This is a genomic window from Pseudomonas sp. DCA-1, from assembly GCF_046523955.1.
GTDB lineage: Bacteria > Pseudomonadota > Gammaproteobacteria > Pseudomonadales > Pseudomonadaceae > Aquipseudomonas > Aquipseudomonas putida_Y.
Genome location: NZ_CP169881.1, coordinates 987,057 through 1,005,344 on the forward strand (window position 1 = coordinate 987,057; position 18,288 = coordinate 1,005,344).

The 18,288-nt window shown below is 61.4% G+C and carries 16 protein-coding genes and 1 riboswitch; of the genes, 2 read left to right on the forward strand and 14 right to left on the reverse strand.

The window, feature by feature from the left end; all coding sequences use genetic code 11:
• Positions 1 to 74 precede the first annotated feature (74 nt).
• The 4 genes from dxs to ribB all read right to left on the reverse strand — a co-directional run bounded on the left by dxs (position 75) and on the right by ribB (position 4,170).
• Entirely contained in the window at positions 75 to 1,970 is a 1,896-nt protein-coding gene (gene dxs, locus ACE4QZ_RS04835; RefSeq protein WP_103470211.1) for a 1-deoxy-D-xylulose-5-phosphate synthase, read from the reverse strand.
• Positions 1,971 to 2,147: 177 nt separating this feature from the next.
• A complete protein-coding gene (gene ispA, locus ACE4QZ_RS04840) occupies positions 2,148 to 3,035 on the reverse strand; it encodes a (2E,6E)-farnesyl diphosphate synthase (RefSeq protein ID WP_103443416.1) in 888 nt (295 codons plus the stop codon).
• Positions 3,032 to 3,274, reverse strand: a complete 243-nt coding sequence (locus ACE4QZ_RS04845; protein ID WP_003255380.1) for an exodeoxyribonuclease VII small subunit — start codon at positions 3,272 to 3,274, stop codon at positions 3,032 to 3,034. The genes ispA and ACE4QZ_RS04845 overlap by 4 nt, the downstream gene beginning before the upstream one ends.
• Positions 3,275 to 3,519: 245 nt before the next feature.
• Positions 3,520 to 4,170 carry a 3,4-dihydroxy-2-butanone-4-phosphate synthase gene (gene ribB, locus ACE4QZ_RS04850; protein WP_274102520.1) on the reverse strand — a complete coding sequence of 217 codons (651 nt, stop codon included), beginning with the start codon at positions 4,168 to 4,170 and terminating at the stop codon, positions 3,520 to 3,522.
• Between the two features lie 80 nt (positions 4,171 to 4,250).
• A riboswitch (FMN riboswitch) is annotated at positions 4,251 to 4,392 on the reverse strand.
• A gap of 149 nt (positions 4,393 to 4,541) precedes the next feature.
• Here ribB and ACE4QZ_RS04855 point away from each other — a divergent pair.
• Complete coding sequence (locus ACE4QZ_RS04855) at positions 4,542 to 5,522, forward strand: zeta toxin family protein (protein ID WP_031322473.1); 981 nt, start codon at positions 4,542 to 4,544, stop codon at positions 5,520 to 5,522.
• Positions 5,523 to 5,752: 230 nt separating this feature from the next.
• Here the strand turns inward: ACE4QZ_RS04855 and ACE4QZ_RS04860 are convergent, their stop codons facing one another.
• From ACE4QZ_RS04860 to ACE4QZ_RS04905, 10 genes are all read right to left on the reverse strand, one after another.
• On the reverse strand, positions 5,753 to 6,211 hold the full coding sequence (locus ACE4QZ_RS04860; protein ID WP_021783941.1) for a hemerythrin domain-containing protein: 459 nt from the start codon (positions 6,209 to 6,211) through the stop codon (positions 5,753 to 5,755).
• A 568-nt stretch (positions 6,212 to 6,779) separates the two neighbouring features.
• Positions 6,780 to 7,481 carry an XRE family transcriptional regulator gene (locus ACE4QZ_RS04865; protein ID WP_053870459.1) on the reverse strand — a complete coding sequence of 234 codons (702 nt, stop codon included), beginning with the start codon at positions 7,479 to 7,481 and terminating at the stop codon, positions 6,780 to 6,782.
• A gap of 186 nt (positions 7,482 to 7,667) precedes the next feature.
• Entirely contained in the window at positions 7,668 to 8,195 is a 528-nt protein-coding gene (ppa, locus tag ACE4QZ_RS04870; protein WP_021783943.1) for an inorganic diphosphatase, read from the reverse strand.
• 92 nt (positions 8,196 to 8,287) lie between these two features.
• Complete coding sequence (locus ACE4QZ_RS04875) at positions 8,288 to 9,103, reverse strand: zinc-dependent peptidase (RefSeq protein ID WP_021783944.1); 816 nt, start codon at positions 9,101 to 9,103, stop codon at positions 8,288 to 8,290.
• A 24-nt stretch (positions 9,104 to 9,127) separates the two neighbouring features.
• Positions 9,128 to 9,775: a DedA family protein gene (locus ACE4QZ_RS04880; protein ID WP_021783945.1), complete on the reverse strand. Its 648-nt coding sequence runs from the start codon at positions 9,773 to 9,775 to the stop codon at positions 9,128 to 9,130.
• Between the two features lie 189 nt (positions 9,776 to 9,964).
• The gene (locus ACE4QZ_RS04885) at positions 9,965 to 10,423 is read right to left on the reverse strand and encodes a GNAT family N-acetyltransferase (RefSeq protein ID WP_021783946.1); all 459 of its coding nucleotides are present in this window, start codon (positions 10,421 to 10,423) and stop codon (positions 9,965 to 9,967) included.
• A 108-nt stretch (positions 10,424 to 10,531) separates the two neighbouring features.
• Positions 10,532 to 11,350 carry an ethanolamine ammonia-lyase subunit EutC gene (gene eutC, locus ACE4QZ_RS04890; RefSeq protein ID WP_103443583.1) on the reverse strand — a complete coding sequence of 273 codons (819 nt, stop codon included), beginning with the start codon at positions 11,348 to 11,350 and terminating at the stop codon, positions 10,532 to 10,534.
• A gap of 8 nt (positions 11,351 to 11,358) precedes the next feature.
• On the reverse strand, positions 11,359 to 12,753 hold the full coding sequence (locus ACE4QZ_RS04895; protein WP_021783948.1) for an ethanolamine ammonia-lyase subunit EutB: 1,395 nt from the start codon (positions 12,751 to 12,753) through the stop codon (positions 11,359 to 11,361).
• A 46-nt stretch (positions 12,754 to 12,799) separates the two neighbouring features.
• Entirely contained in the window at positions 12,800 to 14,248 is a 1,449-nt protein-coding gene (eat, locus tag ACE4QZ_RS04900; RefSeq protein ID WP_021783949.1) for an ethanolamine permease, read from the reverse strand.
• A gap of 226 nt (positions 14,249 to 14,474) precedes the next feature.
• Positions 14,475 to 15,995, reverse strand: coding sequence for an aldehyde dehydrogenase family protein (locus ACE4QZ_RS04905; RefSeq protein ID WP_021783950.1), 1,521 nt, complete (start codon positions 15,993 to 15,995; stop codon positions 14,475 to 14,477).
• A 254-nt stretch (positions 15,996 to 16,249) separates the two neighbouring features.
• Here ACE4QZ_RS04905 and ACE4QZ_RS04910 point away from each other — a divergent pair, with 254 nt between their 5' ends.
• Positions 16,250 to 18,265 carry a sigma-54-dependent Fis family transcriptional regulator gene (locus ACE4QZ_RS04910; protein ID WP_028697783.1) on the forward strand — a complete coding sequence of 672 codons (2,016 nt, stop codon included), beginning with the start codon at positions 16,250 to 16,252 and terminating at the stop codon, positions 18,263 to 18,265.
• Positions 18,266 to 18,288: the final 23 nt, after the last annotated feature.

The following is an 18,288-nucleotide window of genomic DNA, read 5'->3' on the forward strand; positions in this document are numbered from 1 at the left end:
CCGCTCCCACAGGACTTCCACAGATCTTGAGCACTGTGCAGTCCCTGTAGGAGCGGGGCACCCGCGAAAGAGCCCTAGAGGCCGAGCCTGGCCATGCGGGCCTTCACCGAGGCCTCGATCCCGGCCGCATCCAGCCCGCACTCAGCCAGCATTTGCGCAGGCTTGGCATGCTCGACATAGATATCCGGCAGCCCCAGGTGCAGAAGCGGCTTGAGCACTGCCTGGCTGGCAAGGAACTCACCCACAGCAGCGCCCGCGCCACCCATGATGGCGTTTTCTTCGATGGTTACCAGCAACTCATGGCTGCCTGCCAGCTCCAGCACCAGTGCCTCGTCCAGCGGCTTGACGAAGCGCATGTCGACCACTGTGGCGTTGATCTGTTCGGCCACTTGCATGGCCTCGGCCAGTTGTACGCCGAACACCAGCAGGGCCACTTTCTCGCCCTGGCGGCGGACCACACCCTTGCCGATCTCCAGTGGTTGCAGGTCACCGCTGATCGGCGCATTCGGGCCGGTACCACGCGGGTACCGTACAGCTGCCGGGCCGTTGTACAGGTGGCCGGTGGTGAGCATCTTGCGCAGCTCGTTCTCGTCGCTGGGGGTCATCACCAGCATGCCTGGGATACAGCGCAGGTACGACAGATCGTAACTGCCGGCGTGGGTCGGGCCATCCTCGCCGACCAGGCCGGCACGGTCGATGGCGAACAGCACGTCGAGGTTCTGCACCGCCACGTCGTGGATCAGCTGGTCGTAGGCACGCTGCAGGAAGGTGGAGTAAATCGCCACCACCGGCTTGCTGCCCTCGCAGGCCATGCCGGCCGCCAGGGTCACGGCATGCTGCTCTGCGATCGCAACGTCGAAGTAGCGCTCAGGGTAGCGCTCGCTGAAGTCGACCAGGTCCGAGCCTTCCTTCATCGCTGGGGTAATGCCCACCAGGCGGTTGTCGGCGGCGGCCATGTCGCACAGCCACTGGCCGAACACCGCGGAATATTTCGGGCCGCTGGCTTTCTTCGGCGCGGCGGGCTTGTTGGCCGGCTCCAGCTTGGTGATGGCGTGGTAGCCGATCGGGTCGATCTCGGCAGGGGCGAAGCCTTTGCCCTTCTTGGTGACCACATGCAGGAACTGCGGGCCCTTCAGATCACGCATGTTGCGCAGAGTGGCAATCATGGTGGGCAGGTCGTGGCCGTCGATCGGGCCGATGTAGTTCCAGCCCAGCTCTTCGAACAGCGTGCCTGGCACCAGCATGCCCTTGGCGTACTCCTCGGTGCGACGGGCGATTTCCCAGGCACCTGGCAGTCGCGACAGCACTTTCTTGCTGCCTTCGCGCATGCTCGCGTAGGTGCGGCTGGAGAGGATCTTGGCCAGGTAGTTGGACAGGCCGCCGACGTTGCGCGAAATCGACATGTCATTGTCGTTGAGGATCACCAGCATGTCGGCATTGACTTCCTGGGCGTGGTTCAACGCCTCGAATGCCATGCCGGCGGTCAGCGCGCCATCACCGATCACCGCGATCGACTTGCGCGCGCTGTTCTGCAGGCGGGCAGCAATGGCCATGCCCAGCGCGGCGCTGATCGAGGTGCTGGAGTGGCCAACGCCAAAGGTGTCGTACTCGCTTTCGCTGCGGCGCGGGAAGGCCGCGATGCCGTCCTTCTGGCGCAGGCTGAGCATGCGGTTACGGCGCCCGGTGAGGATCTTGTGCGGGTAGGCCTGGTGCCCCACGTCCCACACCAGCCGGTCGTCCGGGGTGTCGAACACGTAGTGCAGGGCGATGGTCAGCTCGATCACGCCCAGGCCGGCACCAAAGTGCCCACCGGTCTGCCCGACGGTGTAGAGCAGTTCCTGGCGCAGTTCGTCGGCCAGCGTCTCCAGGTCGGCTTCGGCCAGCCGGCGCAGGCCGGCAGGCGTGTCAGCGCGGTCGAGCAACGGCGTGACCGGGCGTTCGCGGGGGATCTCTTGAAACGTCGTGGGCATCAGGCGAGTCGTTATAGGTGTGTGAAGACGCGGCAGTTTACCCCATTGTGGGAAAAGTGCCCATTCGACCACAGGTTACGCGGCCCCCTGTAGGAGCGGGTTTACCCGCGAATGCGTTGGCAAATTCAAGATCGCATTCGCGGGTAAACCCGATCCTACGGGGATAGGTGAAGCTGTTTAGTTACGGCGTTCGACGATGTAACGCGCCAAAGCCCGCAGAGGTTCGGCCGTTTCGCCGAACCCTTGCAGTGCGGCCAGCGCCTGGTCGCGCAGTTCGATTGCATAGGCTTTGGCGGCTTCCAGGCCCAGCAGGGCCGGGTAGGTCGGTTTGTCACGCGCTATGTCTGCACCTTGGCGTTTGCCCAGGGTGGCGGTGTCGCTTTCCACGTCGAGTATGTCGTCCTGCACCTGGAATGCCAGGCCAATGGCCTGTGCATATGTCTGCAGGGCATCCAGCTGTGCCGGTTCGGCGCGGGCGCTGGCCAGGGCGCCGAGGCGTACGCTGGCTTCGATCAGCGCGCCGGTCTTGTGCCGGTGCATGAACGCCAACGCCTGCTGGTCCAGCTTCTGGCCCACCGAACCGAGATCGATGGCCTGGCCGCCGACCATGCCGGCCGGGCCGGCAGCTTTGGACAGTACCTGAACCATGGCCAGGCGAATGCTGTCGATCTGCGGGCTCAGGCATGGGTCGAGGAGGGCACTGAAAGCCAGGCTCTGCAAACCGTCGCCAGCAAGGATGGCGCACGCTTCGTCAAAAGCCTTGTGGGTGGTTGGCTGGCCGCGACGCAAATCGTCGTCGTCCATGGCCGGGAGGTCGTCATGTACCAGCGAGTAAGCATGGATCAGCTCGACCGCGCAGGCTGCACCGTTGGCCTGCTCGGCCGGGGCGCCCAAGGCTTCGCAGGCCGCGTAGGCCAGCAACGGGCGCACGCGTTTGCCGCCGTTCATCACGCTGTAGCGCATGGCGGCGTAAAGGCGTTCCAGCTCTTTGGTCGGGGCGATGAACAGCGGTTCGAGGGCTGCGTCGACGCGCGCCTGGCAACTGGCCTGGTAGGTGCCAATCATGCTTCGGGCTCCGCGTCGAAGGGCTGGGCAGCCAGTTCGCCGTCGCGCTCCAGCAGAATTTGCACCTTCTGTTCGGCCTGGGCCAGGGCGCCCTGGCAATCACGGGTCAGGGCGATGCCTTGTTCGAAGGCGGCCAGCGACTCTTCCAGCGACAACTCGCCGTTCTCCAGGCGCTCGACCAGTGCTTGCAGGTCTGCGAGGGATTGCTCGAAATCGAGGGAGGCTTTTTTGCGGGCCATGGCGACTGTCTCGGTGGCATTCAGAACGGCGCGACACTAGCAGAGCGGGGCGGGGGGAGCAAACTTGTGTGGAGCAGGCCTCTGGGGCGAACCTCGATACTGTATGAAACAAACAAGGCGATCACGCGCAGCACAGATGTTTCTGGCCCGAAAAAATGTAGGAGCGAGCTTTGCTCGCGATGCGCCGCGCAGGCGGCGCTCGATTTCAGCGCCGCCATCTACCTCGAGTCAGGCGCAGAAAACCATCAAGCCGTAGCAGCTTCCCGTTCCACCATCGCTTCACGGTACCGCGCCAGTTCCTCGATGGTCAGCACCGGCAAATTGTACTGCCGTGCATATACCGCCACCTGCTCACCACGGGCCATAGTGCCATCGGGGTTCATCAGCTCGCACAAGACCGCTGCCGGGCGCAGGCCGGCCAGGCGCGCCAGGTCTACCGAGCCTTCGGTGTGCCCACGGCGGGTCAGCACCCCGCCATTGCGGGCGCGCAGCGGAAAAACATGCCCCGGGCTGACGATATGGTGCTGTTCGGCGCTGGAGCGCAGTGCTGCGCCAATGGTGGTGATGCGGTCCTGGGCACTAACCCCTGTGGTGATACCTTCGGCCGCTTCGATGGTAACGGTGAAACCGGTGCCGTGCCTGGCCTGATTATTCTGCACCATGGGCGCCAGCTGCAGTTCGTCGACGGTGGCTTCGTCCAGGCACAGGCAGACGATGCCGCTGCAATCGCGAATCATCATGGCCATGGTCTGCAGCGAAATGTTCTCGGCGGCGGCAATGATGTCCGCTTCGTCCTCGCGGTCGTCATCGTCGAGCAACAGTACAGGGCGCCCGGCCTTGAAAGCGGCGATGGCGGCGGAAACATTAGGGAATTGCGCGTGGTGCTGGGTGAACATGAAACGCTCCTCGTGAATGATCGATGAACGTCTCGGGGCGAACAAAATGCGCGCGCAAGGGCGCCCGGATGGCCCCTGCATAACGCCTTCTTTCATCCGGACTATGACCGTCGGCTCTGGAGTTGCACCAGATCTGCTGACCCCCGACATGGTCGGGGCGCTCGCGGGCTCATCTTTCGATTTACCGCCGGTGGGGACTTTCACCCCGCCCTGAAGACCGCCCAAGCATACAGCACAGTGCCACCTCACTGGCAACCCGCTGTTCTACTACCTTCGATGAGACTTGCAGCAGTAACCATCTACCCCTTTTCACCTGCCGCAGCGCCTACCTTCGTGACGGTCACATTGGCAAACCCAGGAAACGAACCGTCATGTCCTCTCTCTATCCTTTTACCGATACCGATCTCCATCTCGCATTCAGGAAGGTCGTCGACACATTGTTCGACAAGAAGCGCGACTACGTCGACGGCGTGCTCAAGCCCAAAATGCTCATCATTGCCGGTGCACAGGGCTCGGGTAAGACGTACTTGCTGGAAAACACGCTGCTGAAGAGCGGGCGCTACGACAATTATGTTCGCCTTTACGAAACCCATTTTCGTGAACTGCACCCTCATTATCGGGCGATGGAAGACAAAGGCGTGCTGCATGTCTATGAGCATACCGAGTCGTTCATCTGGCGCCTGGGGGCAATGATTTGCACGTATGCGATGGAAAACAAATACAACATCATCATGGAGACCGCCCTCGACAGCCCTCATTTCGCTGATTTTCCACCTGAAGCCGCCCGGCAGGGCTATCAGAGCGAGGTCCATCTGATAGCGTGCCAGAAAGAGTTCAGCCACTGGTCGACCCTGGACCGTGTGGTCAACAGCGTTGGCAATCATGAGATCGAGCGTGTGGTCAGCCTGACGCAGATCGAAGAGGCGCAAATCAATGGCAGGTCCATCATCGATGCTTTCGAAAACGCCTGTATCGAGGTGCCGGGTTCCGAAATCGTGATCTATCGACGTGGCCTGGAGACGGACAGGAATAGCCTGCCGGTCTGTCACAGCACCTGTCCTGAAAAAGGGCTCCTCGTGCCCCAGCAGACCTACCAGGGCAGGGCATTCTTCCGCGGGGCGGACCTGAAGATCAACTTCAAGGTCCAGCGCAGTCCCCAGGCCGATTTCCCCTGTTCCTATATTCAGTATGCGCAGGTGGTGCATGCCGGCCTGCTGGGTTCGGAACACCGTCGGACGATGGCCGAACTCAATTGCAAAACCCTCGGTCAGGCTCAGAAGCTGATGTCGCAGTTGCCTGTCGATGTCTATCGCGAGCTGTGCCTGTACGTGCTCAAGTACGCGCAACCTTGATTTGACCAAGGCAGGGCAGTCGCTGGCCAAGTACGCCTTCGATTGCCCTGCGCAGGGAAGTGGCCAGTATGGGGCCGTGCCCCAGGCCATTGAAAGTTATAATGCTCACAAATCACCCCGTGTGTAACTATATATAAGTAATCCTACAGGGTGTATGCATTGTCAGTGACGGTAAAGTCACGGCGTTAAACAGTGATCTGGTTTTAATGCAATATACTTAAAGCATTCGATCAATGCCACTGGCGCTTTATGTCCTGCCATTGAATTTCTGATAACCACTTGTCTGCCACCGGAAAGAAAATATTCTCCTCGGCATCCATATGATCATAGTACTTCTTGATGAAGTCTTCGATCGTGTCGGCGATTACTCTCGCTTCCTGCGTTGACTGCTCCAACATCTTGAGTTGTCCAGCAATTCGCTTGAAGGCTTGATGATCTTGCTCGATAGCCATGACCCGTTGGTGGATCGGGGCCTCGGTCGTCAGCAAGGCCAGCCGAATAAGCTCTTCATTTTCATGGTGGTGCCGCTCTGCATCGCCATGCAAGGCTTCCAGTTGCTTAAACAACAGCTTGCGGTCATCGGCACCCGCAGATCCGTGCCTAATCCTCTCCAGTAACTCTTTGATCTGAGTAATTTTGGTAGCCACCTCATGATGATAGGCGTGCAGCTCTTTCAATAAGGCGTTCATGCTAAGTCCTCATCAATACACCAAGCCGTTACAGATTAAATATTATTATTAAGCAATCTCTAATGATAGCTGCACGTGTGGCATACATCTAATCGTTTAATTATAGTCAAGAGCGAAACACCCACCTTCGAAAAAACCGCCCCATTGGAAGATTTCGAAATATCAATTTGATGTTTATATGCGTTACAAGAAGAAACAGACACACCAGGATCGGTTGCGGGCTGCCCTTCAACAGCGGGGGCTGAGCAGAGCGGGAGGCGCAAAGGGCTGCGTTCTATGCACGGAGGTAGGGGTTGGAAACCCGCGGGTTGTGAATGCTGTTTTTGAAGGTTTGTTAAATTAAAAAGCCGGCTTGTGGCCGGCTTCTCGGGGACGCTTCCGACTAATTTATGGTAAGCCGCAATCGCCTTAACTGTGTGGCCATCAAGGGCCTGAAAGAGATGGCAGATGCCCGTGTGGGATATCGCCGAGCCCTCTGGACCGCGGCTTGCGCCGGTCGGGGCTTAATGTGCGGCGTAGCATACAAGGGCGGGCGCAGGATGCCCAGCAAAAAATTGCGCAGGGTGCTTCAACTGGGCCGCTGCTGGCGCAAATGTGACCAATGGAACACCCAGCCAAGAATTTCCAGGCCCTGCGCCTGGCGCTGAGCAGGGGTGTAGCGTTCGACCGCGTAGTTGCGCCGGTCATGGCTGTGCAGGTAAAGGGTTTCGTGCGGGCCAAGACTGAGGTTGTTCACCCTGAGCATGCCGTTTTGCAGCAGGGCATAGGTTTCGCCCTCGACCACCTTGGTCATGCCCAGGTCGATGGCCAGGGTAGCTTCCAGCGGAATCAGCGGCAGCATGTTGCTGGCCGGCATTGCCACGCAGATTGCGTTGCCGGCTTGCACACCCAAGCCCTTCAGGGTGTTTGCCGGCAAGCGCAGGTGCTTGCTGCCCACCGGCGACAGCAAGCCGTTGTGCACTTCGTAGTAGGGCACCTTCAGTACCCGGCCACGATGTTCCGAAAGCGGGGTAAGCGGGTTGGCGGGCACTGGCCGTGGACAGCCGTTACGCAGGAGCGGGTGGGGGTGTTTGGGACCTTCACCGGTGCGTAGCCAACGGCGGTGTACACAGAACAAATCGGCCAGTTCGTCCAGCCGGGCCAAAGGCACACCGCGCTTGAACCAGTTGTTGACGTGCTGTGCTGTGACGCTGCGCTGAGCGGCGAAATCGGAAGGGGTCAGGCCACATTCATGGAGCAGGGCTCTGAGTCGGTCGCCGGAAGTGTTCATGGCAGCGAGTGTAGCGGCGAGTTGTCAGCAAGGATATGAACCGGATGTTGATTGAACTTGTAAGAAAATAGGCTGCTTGTAGGATGCTAGCGTAGGACTGTGTAGGATTTATTCTCGGTAATGCGCGCGTTGCCCATTCAGGCATAAAAAAACCCCGCCAAAGCGGGGTTTTTTCTGCAGTCGGAATCAGCCCTTGTAGGCAGCGACCGATTTGGTGATCGCGGCACGGGCGGCGTCGGCGCCTTCCCAGCCTTCGATCTTGACCCACTTGCCCTTCTCGAGATCTTTGTAGTTGGCAAAGAAGTGCTCGATCTGCTGGATCAGCAGGGCTGGCAGGTCGGTGTATTCCTTGACGTCGACGTACAGCTGCGACAGCTTGTCGTGAGGAACAGCGACGACCTTGGCGTCGCCGCCACCGTCGTCGGTCATGTTCAGCACACCGACCGGACGGGCGCGGATAACCGAGCCTGGGGCCACCGGGTAAGGGGTAACCACCAGCACGTCCAGCGGATCACCGTCGTCAGCCAGGGTGTTCGGGATGAAGCCATAGTTGGCTGGGTAGAACATTGGGGTAGCCATGAAACGGTCGACGAACAGTGTGTCGCTGTCCTTGTCGATTTCGTATTTGATCGGCGCGTGGTTGGCCGGGATCTCGATGGCGACGTAGATGTCGTTCGGCAGGTCTTTGCCCGCCGGAATCTTGCTGTAGCTCATTGGGCAGTGCCCCCGTGTTTGACCAAAAAGTGGCGGCGATTATAGGCACATTCTGCCGGGGCATGCCACGCTTGGCCTGATGTGCGGGCCCGTCAGGCTTGGCTTTCGCGGTACTCGGGATGTTCCGCCTGCAGCCGGCACAGGCGCGCCAGCGGGTCTTGCCGGTAGAACAGCGACAACTGGTGGTAGACCTGTGGATAAGCCTGATGAAGCAGGTCGGGGGCACTAAAGAAGTACTCGCTGGTAACGGCAAAGAACTCTGCCGGGTTTTCCGCAGCGTAAGGGTCGATGGCAGTTTCGGCGTCGGGGTTGGCGTCCAGTTGCTGGTTGAGATCGTCGTAAGCCTGCTGCATGGCGCTTGCCCACTCATCAACTGGCATGCCGCTGTGCAACGGTGGCAGGCCGTTGGCATCGCCATTGAGCATGTCGAGCTTGTGTGCCAGCTCATGGATGACCAGGTTGTAGGCCTCCCAGCCACCACTGGCCAGCACGCCGTTCCAGGCCAGTATGATCGGCCCCTGCTGCCACGCCTCGCCGCTGTGTTCGCCGTCCCATACATGCTCCACGCCACTGGCATCGCGGTGGCGCTGGGGGCTCTTGAAGTCGTCGGGGTACAGAATGATTTCGTGGAAGCCTTGGTACCAGTTCAGCTCACCCAGGTGAAGCAGCGGTAACTGTGCCTGGGCAGCCAGCAATAGGCGCTGCTCGTCGTCCAGCTCGACACCGGGCAGGCAGGTGAGGTGCTTGTCGAGCAGGAACAGGATGCAGGCTTCGCGCAGCCAGTGGTCTTCAGCGTCGCTGATGCCGTCCAGCATCGGCAGCCGCTCGCGTACGGCCTGCCATTGCTGTGGCGTGATCGGGTAGCGCGCCAGAGTACGCTTGCGCCGCCAGGCGCTGAATGACCACATGCCGTTTGTTCTTTACCTGTTTGTTCAGTGAGCCTTGGCCGTACGGCCCAGGCGGCCACGCAGCAAGCCGATGATCATCGGCACCAGCGACAGGATGATGATGCCCACCACCATCAGCGACAGATGCTGCTTGATGAACGGGACGTTGCCGAAGAAGTAGCCCAAGGTGACCAGGCCGCCGACCCATAGCAGCGAACCGGCAACGCTGAAGCCGAGGAAGCGTGGGTAGTGCATGTGAGCGATGCCCGCGACGAACGGTGCAAAGGTACGCAAGATAGGCAGAAAGCGCGCCATGGTCACGGTCTTGCCGCCATGGCGTTCATAGAAATCGTGGGTACGCTGCAGGTAGTCGCGGCGGAAGATCTTGGAGTTGGGGTTGTTGAACAACCGCTCGCCGACCGTTCGGCCGATCACGTAATTGGTGCTGTCGCCCAGGATTGCAGCGGCCATCAGCAGGCCGGCCAGCAGCACCGGGTCCATGCCACCACCCGCCGCAACGGCGCCGGCGATGAACAGCAGCGAGTCGCCCGGCAGGAATGGCATGACTACCAGGCCGGTTTCGCAGAAGATCACGGTGAACAGGATGGCGTAGATCCAGGGACCGTAGTTGGTGACCAGCAGATCGAGGTAGGCATCGAGATGCAGGATAAGGTCCAGCGGGTTGAAATCCATGTACAGCACCTGTGTTCTTGGGCGTAGGCTTGGTTACCGGGGGAGGGGTAAATTTTCACACATGACAGGTGCGCCATTATACGGCTAAGTGAGGATCATGCCCGAGGAGTTTGTAGCGGGGGGTTACGGTAGAGGGGTATTCCTTTACCAGCCTCTTAGCGGGCACGCCCGCTAAGAGGCTGGTGCGGGTCAATCCTGACTGATCGGCAGGATGTAGCTCTTGAACTCGGTATCCTCGCGAAAACCGATGGATTCGTAAGTCTTGTGCGCCACTTCATTGTTCGCGCTGGTCGACACCCGCATGCGCACAGCATTGGTCTCTTTGGCCATTTTCTTCGCTTCGCGAATCAGGTGGTCGGCCACCAGCATGCGCCGGGAGTCCTCAGCTACATAGATATCGTTGAGAATCCATACCCGCTTCAACGACAGCGACGAGTAGCTCGGGTACAGCTGGCAAAAGCCCAGCAGTTTGCCGTCGTCATCATCCGGAAGTGCCAGGTAAATCACCGATTCATCCCGCTTCAGGCGCTTTTCCAAAAAGTTGCGCGAGCTGTCGGGGTAGGGCAACTGCCCGTAGAATTCACGGTATTTGACGAACAACGGCGTGATCAGGTCGAGGTGTTCCAGGGTTGCCTTGATGATGCGCATGTGCGGCCCTCAGAGTCCATTTGGGAAACAGCGGAATGCCAGCAGCGTTCAAGGGCATGCTGCCCCAATGCACGGCACAAGTGCAATCCGCCTTCCGTGACAGGTTTTTTACCCTTTGCCGAGCAGGAAGTTACCTTTCTGGCTGGCGCTGTCTTCATTCTCCAGGCTATGTACCTCGGCTTCGTCCTTCAGATTCACCCCGGAAAGCTGGCGCCGGCAGGCTTCGCGCATCAAGTACAACAGGCGGTGCGCTGCCATGCCATAGCTCAGCCCCTCCAGGCGGATATTGGAAATGCAGTTGCGGTAGGCATCGGTCAGGCCGACCTTGGGTGCATAGGTGAAATACAGGCCAAGGCTGTCGGGCGAGCTCAGCCCCGGGCGTTCACCGATCAGCATCACCGTCATCCGGGCGCCCAGCAGCTCGCCGACCTCGTCGGCCACTGCCACACGGCCCTGCTGCACCAGCACCACCGGGGCGCTGGTCCAGCCGTCGGCGGCAGCCTGTTCCTCGAAGCGGGTCAGGAACGGTAGCGTGTGGCGATGCACGGCCAGTGCCGAGAGGCCGTCAGCCACCACGATGGCCAGGTCGACGCCGCCGGGGTTGGCCTGGGCGTGCTGGCGAAGGGTCGCAATCGAGTCTTCGTTCAGCCGGCGGCCAAGGTCCGGCCGCTGCAGGTACTGGTGGCGGTCGCTGGCAGCGCTGTGCAACACCAGGCTTTCGCGCCCGCGGTCACTCAGCTGGCTGGCCAGGCCGGCGTGGTCGAAAGCCAGGTGCACGGCATCACGTGCCTGGGCATGGGCGAACTGGAAGTCCAGCTGCGCCCCGGTCGGCAGGCTGGTGCCAGTGCGGCCCAGGGCGATGCGCGCCGGGGTCAGGTTGCGCAGGGCCAGCCAAGGGTTGTCGGGGGTAGGCGTGCGATGGTCCATGGTCATCCCTATGCAAGCTGTGCCAAGGCCTGGCGGAAGGCCGGCGGCAGGTTGTCACCGAAACGCACCCGGCCGTCGGCCTGGGTGAAAATGCCGGTGCGGGCCAGCCATGCCTCGAATTCCGGCCCAGGCTTCAGGCCCAGGGTTTGGCGCGCGTACAGCGCGTCATGGAACGAGGTGGTCTGGTAGTTGAGCATGATGTCGTCGGAGCCGGGGATGCCCATGATGAAGTTGATGCCGGCCACACCCAGCAGCGTCAGCAAGGTGTCCATGTCGTCCTGATCGGCTTCGGCATGGTTGGTGTAGCAGATATCGCAACCCATCGGCACGCCCAGCAGTTTGCCGCAGAAATGGTCTTCGAGGCCGGCGCGGATGATCTGCTTGCCGTTGTACAGGTATTCCGGGCCAATGAAACCGACCACGGTGTTGACCAGAAACGGCTTGAAGTGACGGGCCACGGCATAGGCGCGGGTTTCGCAGGTCTGCTGGTCGACGCCGTGGTGGGCGTTGGCCGAGAGCGCGCTGCCCTGGCCGGTTTCGAAATACATCAGGTTCTGCCCGAGGGTGCCACGTTTCAGCGACAGACCTGCTTCGTAGCCTTCCTGCAACACGTTCAGGTTGATGCCGAAGCTGGCGTTGGCCGCCTCTGTGCCAGCGATGGACTGGAACACCAGGTCTAGTGGCACGCCACGGTTGATCGCTTCGATCGAGGTGGTGACGTGGGTCAGCACGCAGGACTGAGTGGGGATGTCGTAGCGCTGGATGATGGCGTCGAGCATTTCCAGCAGGGCGCAAATCGAAGCGATGCTGTCGGTGGCCGGGTTGATGCCGATCATGGCGTCGCCGTTGCCGTACAGCAAACCGTCGAGAATGCTGGCGGCAATACCGGCCGGTTCGTCTGTCGGGTGGTTGGGTTGCAGCCGGGTCGACAGGCGCCCGCGCAGGCCCATGGTGCCGCGGAACCGGGTGACCACGCGGATTTTCTGCGCCACCAGCACCAGGTCCTGCACGCGCATGATCTTCGACACGGCAGCGGCCATTTCCGGGGTCAGCCCGGGCGCCAGGGCGCGCAGGCTGTCTTCATTGGCTTCCTCGCTCAGCAGCCAGTCGCGCAGACCACCCACGGTCAGGTGGCTGACCGGGGCGAAGGCCTGGGCATCGTGGGTGTCGATGATCAGGCGGGTCACTTCATCTGCTTCGTAAGGGATCAGTGCTTCATTGAGAAAGTGCGTCAGCGGAATATTGGCCAACGCCATCTGCGCGGCGACACGCTCGCCGTCGTTGCTGGCCGCCACGCCTGCCAGGCAGTCCCCGGAGCGTGCCGGGCTGGCCTTGGCCATCACGTCCTTGAGGCTGTCGAAGCGGTAGACCAGGTGGCCGACCGTGTGTACGAAACTTGCCATACAGAATCTCCAGAGCCGCGGGTTGCCCCGCGGCGGGTGGCGGCGATCAGTGCAGGGCCTCTTCGGCCTTCTGGATCGCGGCGAATTCCTCTTCCGGTGTGCCCGCAACCAGGTGGTGGCGGCTGTAGAAAGCAAAGTAGGCAATTAATACCGCATAGATCACTGCAGCGCCAATGACTACCCGCGGGTCAACCAGGAATCCGGCGACCACGGCGATACACGCCAGCACCAGCGCCAGGCCGGAAGTAAAGATGCCACCTGGGGTGCGGTAGGGGCGTTCCATCTTTGGCCGGCGGATGCGTAGGGTGATGTGCGCAGCCATCATCAGCACGTAAGACAGGGTAGCGCCAAACACTGCCACCAGGATCAGCAAGTCACCCTGGCCCGTCAGCGACAGGGCAAAGCCGATGATGCCCGGGATGACCAAGGCCATTACCGGGGCCTTGCTTTTGTTGGTTTCCGACAATTTGCGCGGCAGGTAACCGGCGCGGGACAGGGCGAAGATCTGCCGGGAATAGGCATAGATGATCGAGAAGAAGCTGGCGATCAGCCCGGCCAGACCGACCAGGTTGACGAAGCCGCCCATCCAGGTGGAGCCGCCGTAGGCCTTCGACAGGGCTTCGACCAGCGGGTTACCGGAGGCCTTCAGCGCCTCGGAGCCTGCGCCGCCCGGGCCGACCACCAGGATCAGCAAGGCGAAGGCCAGCAGTACCAGCATGGCGCCGATCAGGCCGCGAGGCAGGTCACGCTTGGGGTTCTTGGTTTCTTCTGCGGCCAGCGGCACGCCTTCGACGGCAAGGAAGAACCAGATGGCGTAGGGGATGGCTGCCCACACGCCGACATAGCCAAACGGCAGGAAGCTGCTGGCGCCGACGGCGTCCGTTTTGGCGATGTCGAACAGGTTGGCTGCATCAAAATGGGGCACCATGCCTATCAGGAATACGGCCAGGGCAATGGCGGCGATGGCGGTGATGATGAACATCAGCTTCAGTGCCTCACCCACGCCGAAAATGTGGATGCTGATGAACACGATGTAGAACGCCAGGTAGATCATCCAGCCGCCGATACCGAACAGCGATTGGCAGTAGGCGCCGATGAACACCGCGATGGCGGCAGGGGCGATGGCGTATTCGATAAGGATCGCCGTGCCGGTCAAAAAGCCGCCCCATGGGCCGAAGGCACTGCGGGCAAAGCCATAGCCACCGCCAGCGGTGGGGATCATCGACGACAGCTCGGCCAGCGAGAAGCACATGCACAGGTACATGGTGGCCATCAGCAAGGTGGCCAGGAACATGCCGCCCCAGCCGCCCTGCGCCAGGCCGAAGTTCCAGCCGGCGTAATCGCCGGAAATGACGTACGCCACGCCCAGGCCGACCAGCAGTACCCAGCCGGCAGCGCCTTTTTTCAGTTCACGTTGCTGGAAATAGTCAGAGCCGACTTTCTCGAAGTCGACGGAAGAGCCTGCCGGCGATCCGGCGGAATGTTCGCTTGGCATAGATTCACCTGTTGTTTTTCTTGGTGGCCGGAAGGGTTCCGGGCCGATGGTGATGGGTGCTGCAGGAAGCGAGCCAGAGCGGCTGGTGCACGGTTGCCGCCCTGGGTTCAGGGTATGCCGGCCTGGCCTCTTCGCGGGTGAACCCGCTCCCACAGGGATTGCGCAAAATTCAAGACCAGCGCAGGACCTGTAGGAGCGGGTTTACCCGCGAAGAAGGCGACGCGGTCTAGAAGAAGCCCAACGGGTTGATGTCGTAGCTCACCAGCAGGTTCTTGGTCTGCTGATAGTGATCCAGCATCATTTTGTGCGTCTCACGCCCGACCCCCGACTTCTTGTACCCGCCGAATGCGGCATGCGCCGGGTACAGGTGGTAGCAGTTGGTCCACACACGGCCAGCCTTGATCCCGCGGCCCATGCGGTAGGCACGGTTGATGTCGCGGGTCCACACGCCGGCACCCAGGCCGAACTCGGTGTCGTTGGCAATCGCCAGTGCTTCGGCTTCATCCTTGAAGGTGGTGACGCTGACCACCGGGCCGAAGATTTCTTCCTGGAACACGCGCATCTTGTTGTTGCCCTTGAGCAGGGTCGGCTGGATGTAGTAACCGGTAGCCAGCGCACCTTCCAGCTTCTCGACCTTGCCGCCGGTGAGCAGCTCGGCGCCTTCGTCCTGGGCAATCTGCAGGTAAGAGAGGATCTTTTCGAACTGCTGCTGCGAGGCCTGGGCGCCGACCATGGTGTCGGTGTCCAGCGGGTCGCCGCGCTTGATCTGCAGCACCTTCTTCATCACCACTTCCATGAACTGCGGGTAGATCGACTCTTGCACCAGGGCACGCGACGGGCAGGTGCACACTTCGCCCTGGTTGAAGAACGCCAGCACCATGCCTTCTGCCGCCTTCTCGATGAAGCTTGGCTCGGCCTGCATGATGTCTTCGAAGTACACGTTCGGCGACTTGCCACCCAGTTCGACGGTGGACGGGATGATGTTCTCGGCCGCGCATTTCATGATGTGCGAGCCCACCGGGGTAGAGCCGGTGAAGGCGATCTTGGCGATGCGCTTGCTGGTGGCCAGGGCTTCACCGGCTTCGCGGCCGTAGCCTTGCACCACGTTGAGCACGCCAGGTGGCAACAGGTCGCCAATGACTTCGAGCAGGACGGTGATGCCCAGCGGCGTCTGTTCGGCAGGCTTGAGCACCACGCAGTTACCAGCGGCCAGTGCCGGGGCAAGCTTCCAGGCAGCCATCAGGATCGGGAAGTTCCAGGGGATGATCTGCCCGACCACGCCCAGTGGCTCGTGGATGTGGTAGGCCACGGTGCCTTCATTGATTTCGGCAGCGCCGCCTTCCTGGGCGCGGATGCAGCCAGCGAAATAGCGGAAGTGATCGACTGCCAGCGGAATGTCGGCGTTGAGGGTTTCGCGGATCGGCTTGCCGTTGTCCCAGGTTTCGGTGATGGCCAGCAGTTCGAGGTTCTGCTCGATACGGTCGGCAATCCTCAGCAGAACGTTGGAACGATCCTGCACTGAAGTGCGGCCCCAGGCGTCGGCCGCAGCATGGGCGGCATCCAGGGCTTTCTCGATGTCTTCGGCAGTAGAACGGGGGAATTCAGCGATCAGCTTGCCATTCACCGGGGAGGTATTTTCGAAGTACTGCCCCTTTACCGGAGCAACGAACTCACCACCGATGTAGTTGCCGTAGCGGTTCTTGAAGGAAACCTTCGCGCCCTCGGTACCGGGATGTGCATAACGCATGGTGTGTCTCCTTGGTATTGTGCTTTTTAGGGAGTTGAAAAGCATAGAGCAAGGGTTGGGCCAGTGTTGGCCGTGCCAGGCAAATCAATGACTTGGGTCATTTTTACCGGCCTGATCAAGGAGGGCTGTGCCGGCGTCGGTACGCCAGGGGTGACACTTTGTGCCGTTTGCGACACGTCACCGGTGTGTGCATTGCAAAGCCTACCCGGGTGGAGGATGCTGGGCTGACGCTCTATCTGCGGAGAATTACAACAATGCAGAGCAATCACTTCACTCGCCATGCCCGGCAGGTCCATAGCGTTGCCCATGGTGGGGCTGGGGAGGGCGGCAGTGACCCGTCCATCGCCCGTTCCTGGCTGCGCTGCCTGGAGGACTACCACCTCGACCCGGCGGTGATCGAAGCCCCGGTGGTGCTTGAGCATGGGCGCCTGCTGGAAAGCCGCGAGCGCCTGCACCAGGTGCTGCAAATTGCCGACCATGAAATGAACAGCCTGCACCAGCAGCTTTCCGGTGCGGGCCACGCGGTGCTGCTGACCGACGCCCGCGGGGTGATCCTCAACTGCGTCAGTGCCCCCACCGAGCGGCGCAGCTTCGAACAGGCCGGGCTGTGGCTGGGCGCCGACTGGAGCGAGGCGCGCGAGGGCACCAATGGCATCGGCACCTGCCTGGTCGAACGCCAGGCGCTGACCATCCACCAGAACGAGCACTTCCGTGGCCGTCACACCGGCCTGACCTGCTCGGCCAGCCCGGTGTTCGACCCGCATGGCGAACTGCTGGCGGTACTCGACGTGTCCTCGGCGCGCCCCGACGTATCGCGGCAAAGCCAGTTCCACACCATGGCATTGGTCAACCTGTCGGCGAAGATGATCGAAAGCTGCTATTTCCTGCGCCATTTCGAGCAGCAATGGTTATTGCGTTTTCACCTGCAAGCCGAGTCGGTCGGCCTGTTCAGTGAAGGCTTGCTGGCGTTCGACGGCGATGGCCGCATTTGCGCTGCGAACCAAAGCGCACTGAACCTGCTGGGCACGGTACGGGGTGGCGTGCTGGGCAAACCGTTGGAGTGCTTTTTCGCGTGCAGCCATGACGAAATGTTCAGCCGTGCCACGCCCGGAGGCAGCACTGCCTGGCCGCTGCGCACCCTGGATGGTCGCCAGGTGTTCGCCAGCCTGCGGGGGCAGGCCCGGGCGCCGGTTTGGTCAGTGCCGGCCGCCCAGCCGCGGCCTGCACGTGAAGTGGAGCCGCTGGTCTGTCTGCTGGACCCTGCGTTGCAAAATGATTTCCGCCGCAGCGTGCGGGTGTTCGAGCGCGATGTGCCATTGCTGCTGCGCGGCGAGACCGGCTGTGGCAAGGAGGCGTTCGCCCAGGCTGTGCACCAGGCCAGTGAGCGGCGCGGCAAACCGTTCGTCGCCATCAACTGCGCTTCTATCCCGGAAAGCCTGATCGAGAGTGAGCTGTTCGGGTACCGCGGCGGCAGTTTTACCGGCGCGCGCAAGGAGGGCATGCGCGGCAAGCTGTTGCAGGCCGACGGCGGCACCTTGCTGCTGGACGAGATCGGCGACATGCCGCTTGCCCTGCAAACCCGCCTGCTGCGGGTGCTGGAGGAGCGCCAGGTGGTGCCGATCGGGGGAGAGCCACAGGCGGTGGACGTGCGCATCGTCAGCGCTACGCACCGTGACCTGCTGGAACGGGTTGAACAGGGCAGTTTCCGCGAGGACCTGTATTACCGCCTCAATGGCCTGGAGGTGGCGTTGCCGGCGGTGCGAGAACGCAGTGACAAGGCGCAGTTGCTGGACTTTCTGCTACGCCAGGAGACGCAGGGGCAACGCATAGACATCGAGCCCAGGGCGCGACAGGCGTTGCTCGAATTTACCTGGCCGGGGAACGTGCGGCAGATGCGCAATGTGCTGCGTACTTTGGTGGCGCTTTGCGAAGATGCCCGCATTACCTTTGCGGACCTCCCCGCGGTCATCCGCTCCAGCCCACCTACCGTGAGGGCGGGTGAGCCCGTGAAGATGTCCGACCAGGCAATAGAGGGCGAGGGCGTTGCCCTCGTTCGCGGGCAAGCCCGCTCCCACAGGTCCGGCGGTGCCGCAGAGATTGAGGGTGAATCTGTAGGGGCCGAGGTTCTGCTCGACGCGGAGCGGCAAGCGCTGAAGGAGGTCCTGGAGGCAAAACACTGGCATCTCACCCGCGTCGCCGAGCACTTGGGCATCAGCCGCAATACCTTGTATCGAAAACTGCGCAAACACGGCATTACCAGGGGCGACTGAGCGAAACAGCGGGTGCGATTTGT

What these genes read in the sequence shown, in the direction of transcription:
- dxs (WP_103470211.1), bottom strand. Translation starts at nt 1,970, where the DNA reads ATGCCCACGACGTTTCAAGAGATCCCCCGCGAACGCCCGGTCACGCCG.
- ACE4QZ_RS04845 (WP_003255380.1), bottom strand. Translation starts at nt 3,274, where the DNA reads ATGGCCCGCAAAAAAGCCTCCCTCGATTTCGAGCAATCCCTCGCAGAC.
- ispA (WP_103443416.1), bottom strand. Translation starts at nt 3,035, where the DNA reads ATGATTGGCACCTACCAGGCCAGTTGCCAGGCGCGCGTCGACGCAGCC.
- ACE4QZ_RS04880 (WP_021783945.1), bottom strand. Translation starts at nt 9,775, where the DNA reads ATGGATTTCAACCCGCTGGACCTTATCCTGCATCTCGATGCCTACCTC.
- eat (WP_021783949.1), bottom strand. Translation starts at nt 14,248, where the DNA reads ATGCCAAGCGAACATTCCGCCGGATCGCCGGCAGGCTCTTCCGTCGAC.
- ACE4QZ_RS04910 (WP_028697783.1), top strand. Translation starts at nt 16,250, where the DNA reads ATGCAGAGCAATCACTTCACTCGCCATGCCCGGCAGGTCCATAGCGTT.
- eutC (WP_103443583.1), bottom strand. Translation starts at nt 11,350, where the DNA reads ATGGACCATCGCACGCCTACCCCCGACAACCCTTGGCTGGCCCTGCGC.
- ACE4QZ_RS04855 (WP_031322473.1), top strand. Translation starts at nt 4,542, where the DNA reads ATGTCCTCTCTCTATCCTTTTACCGATACCGATCTCCATCTCGCATTC.
- ACE4QZ_RS04905 (WP_021783950.1), bottom strand. Translation starts at nt 15,995, where the DNA reads ATGCGTTATGCACATCCCGGTACCGAGGGCGCGAAGGTTTCCTTCAAG.
- ACE4QZ_RS04875 (WP_021783944.1), bottom strand. Translation starts at nt 9,103, where the DNA reads ATGTGGTCATTCAGCGCCTGGCGGCGCAAGCGTACTCTGGCGCGCTAC.
- ACE4QZ_RS04895 (WP_021783948.1), bottom strand. Translation starts at nt 12,753, where the DNA reads ATGGCAAGTTTCGTACACACGGTCGGCCACCTGGTCTACCGCTTCGAC.
- ppa (WP_021783943.1), bottom strand. Translation starts at nt 8,195, where the DNA reads ATGAGCTACAGCAAGATTCCGGCGGGCAAAGACCTGCCGAACGACATC.
- ribB (WP_274102520.1), bottom strand. Translation starts at nt 4,170, where the DNA reads ATGTTCACCCAGCACCACGCGCAATTCCCTAATGTTTCCGCCGCCATC.
- ACE4QZ_RS04860 (WP_021783941.1), bottom strand. Translation starts at nt 6,211, where the DNA reads ATGAACGCCTTATTGAAAGAGCTGCACGCCTATCATCATGAGGTGGCT.
- ACE4QZ_RS04865 (WP_053870459.1), bottom strand. Translation starts at nt 7,481, where the DNA reads ATGAACACTTCCGGCGACCGACTCAGAGCCCTGCTCCATGAATGTGGC.
- ACE4QZ_RS04885 (WP_021783946.1), bottom strand. Translation starts at nt 10,423, where the DNA reads ATGCGCATCATCAAGGCAACCCTGGAACACCTCGACCTGATCACGCCG.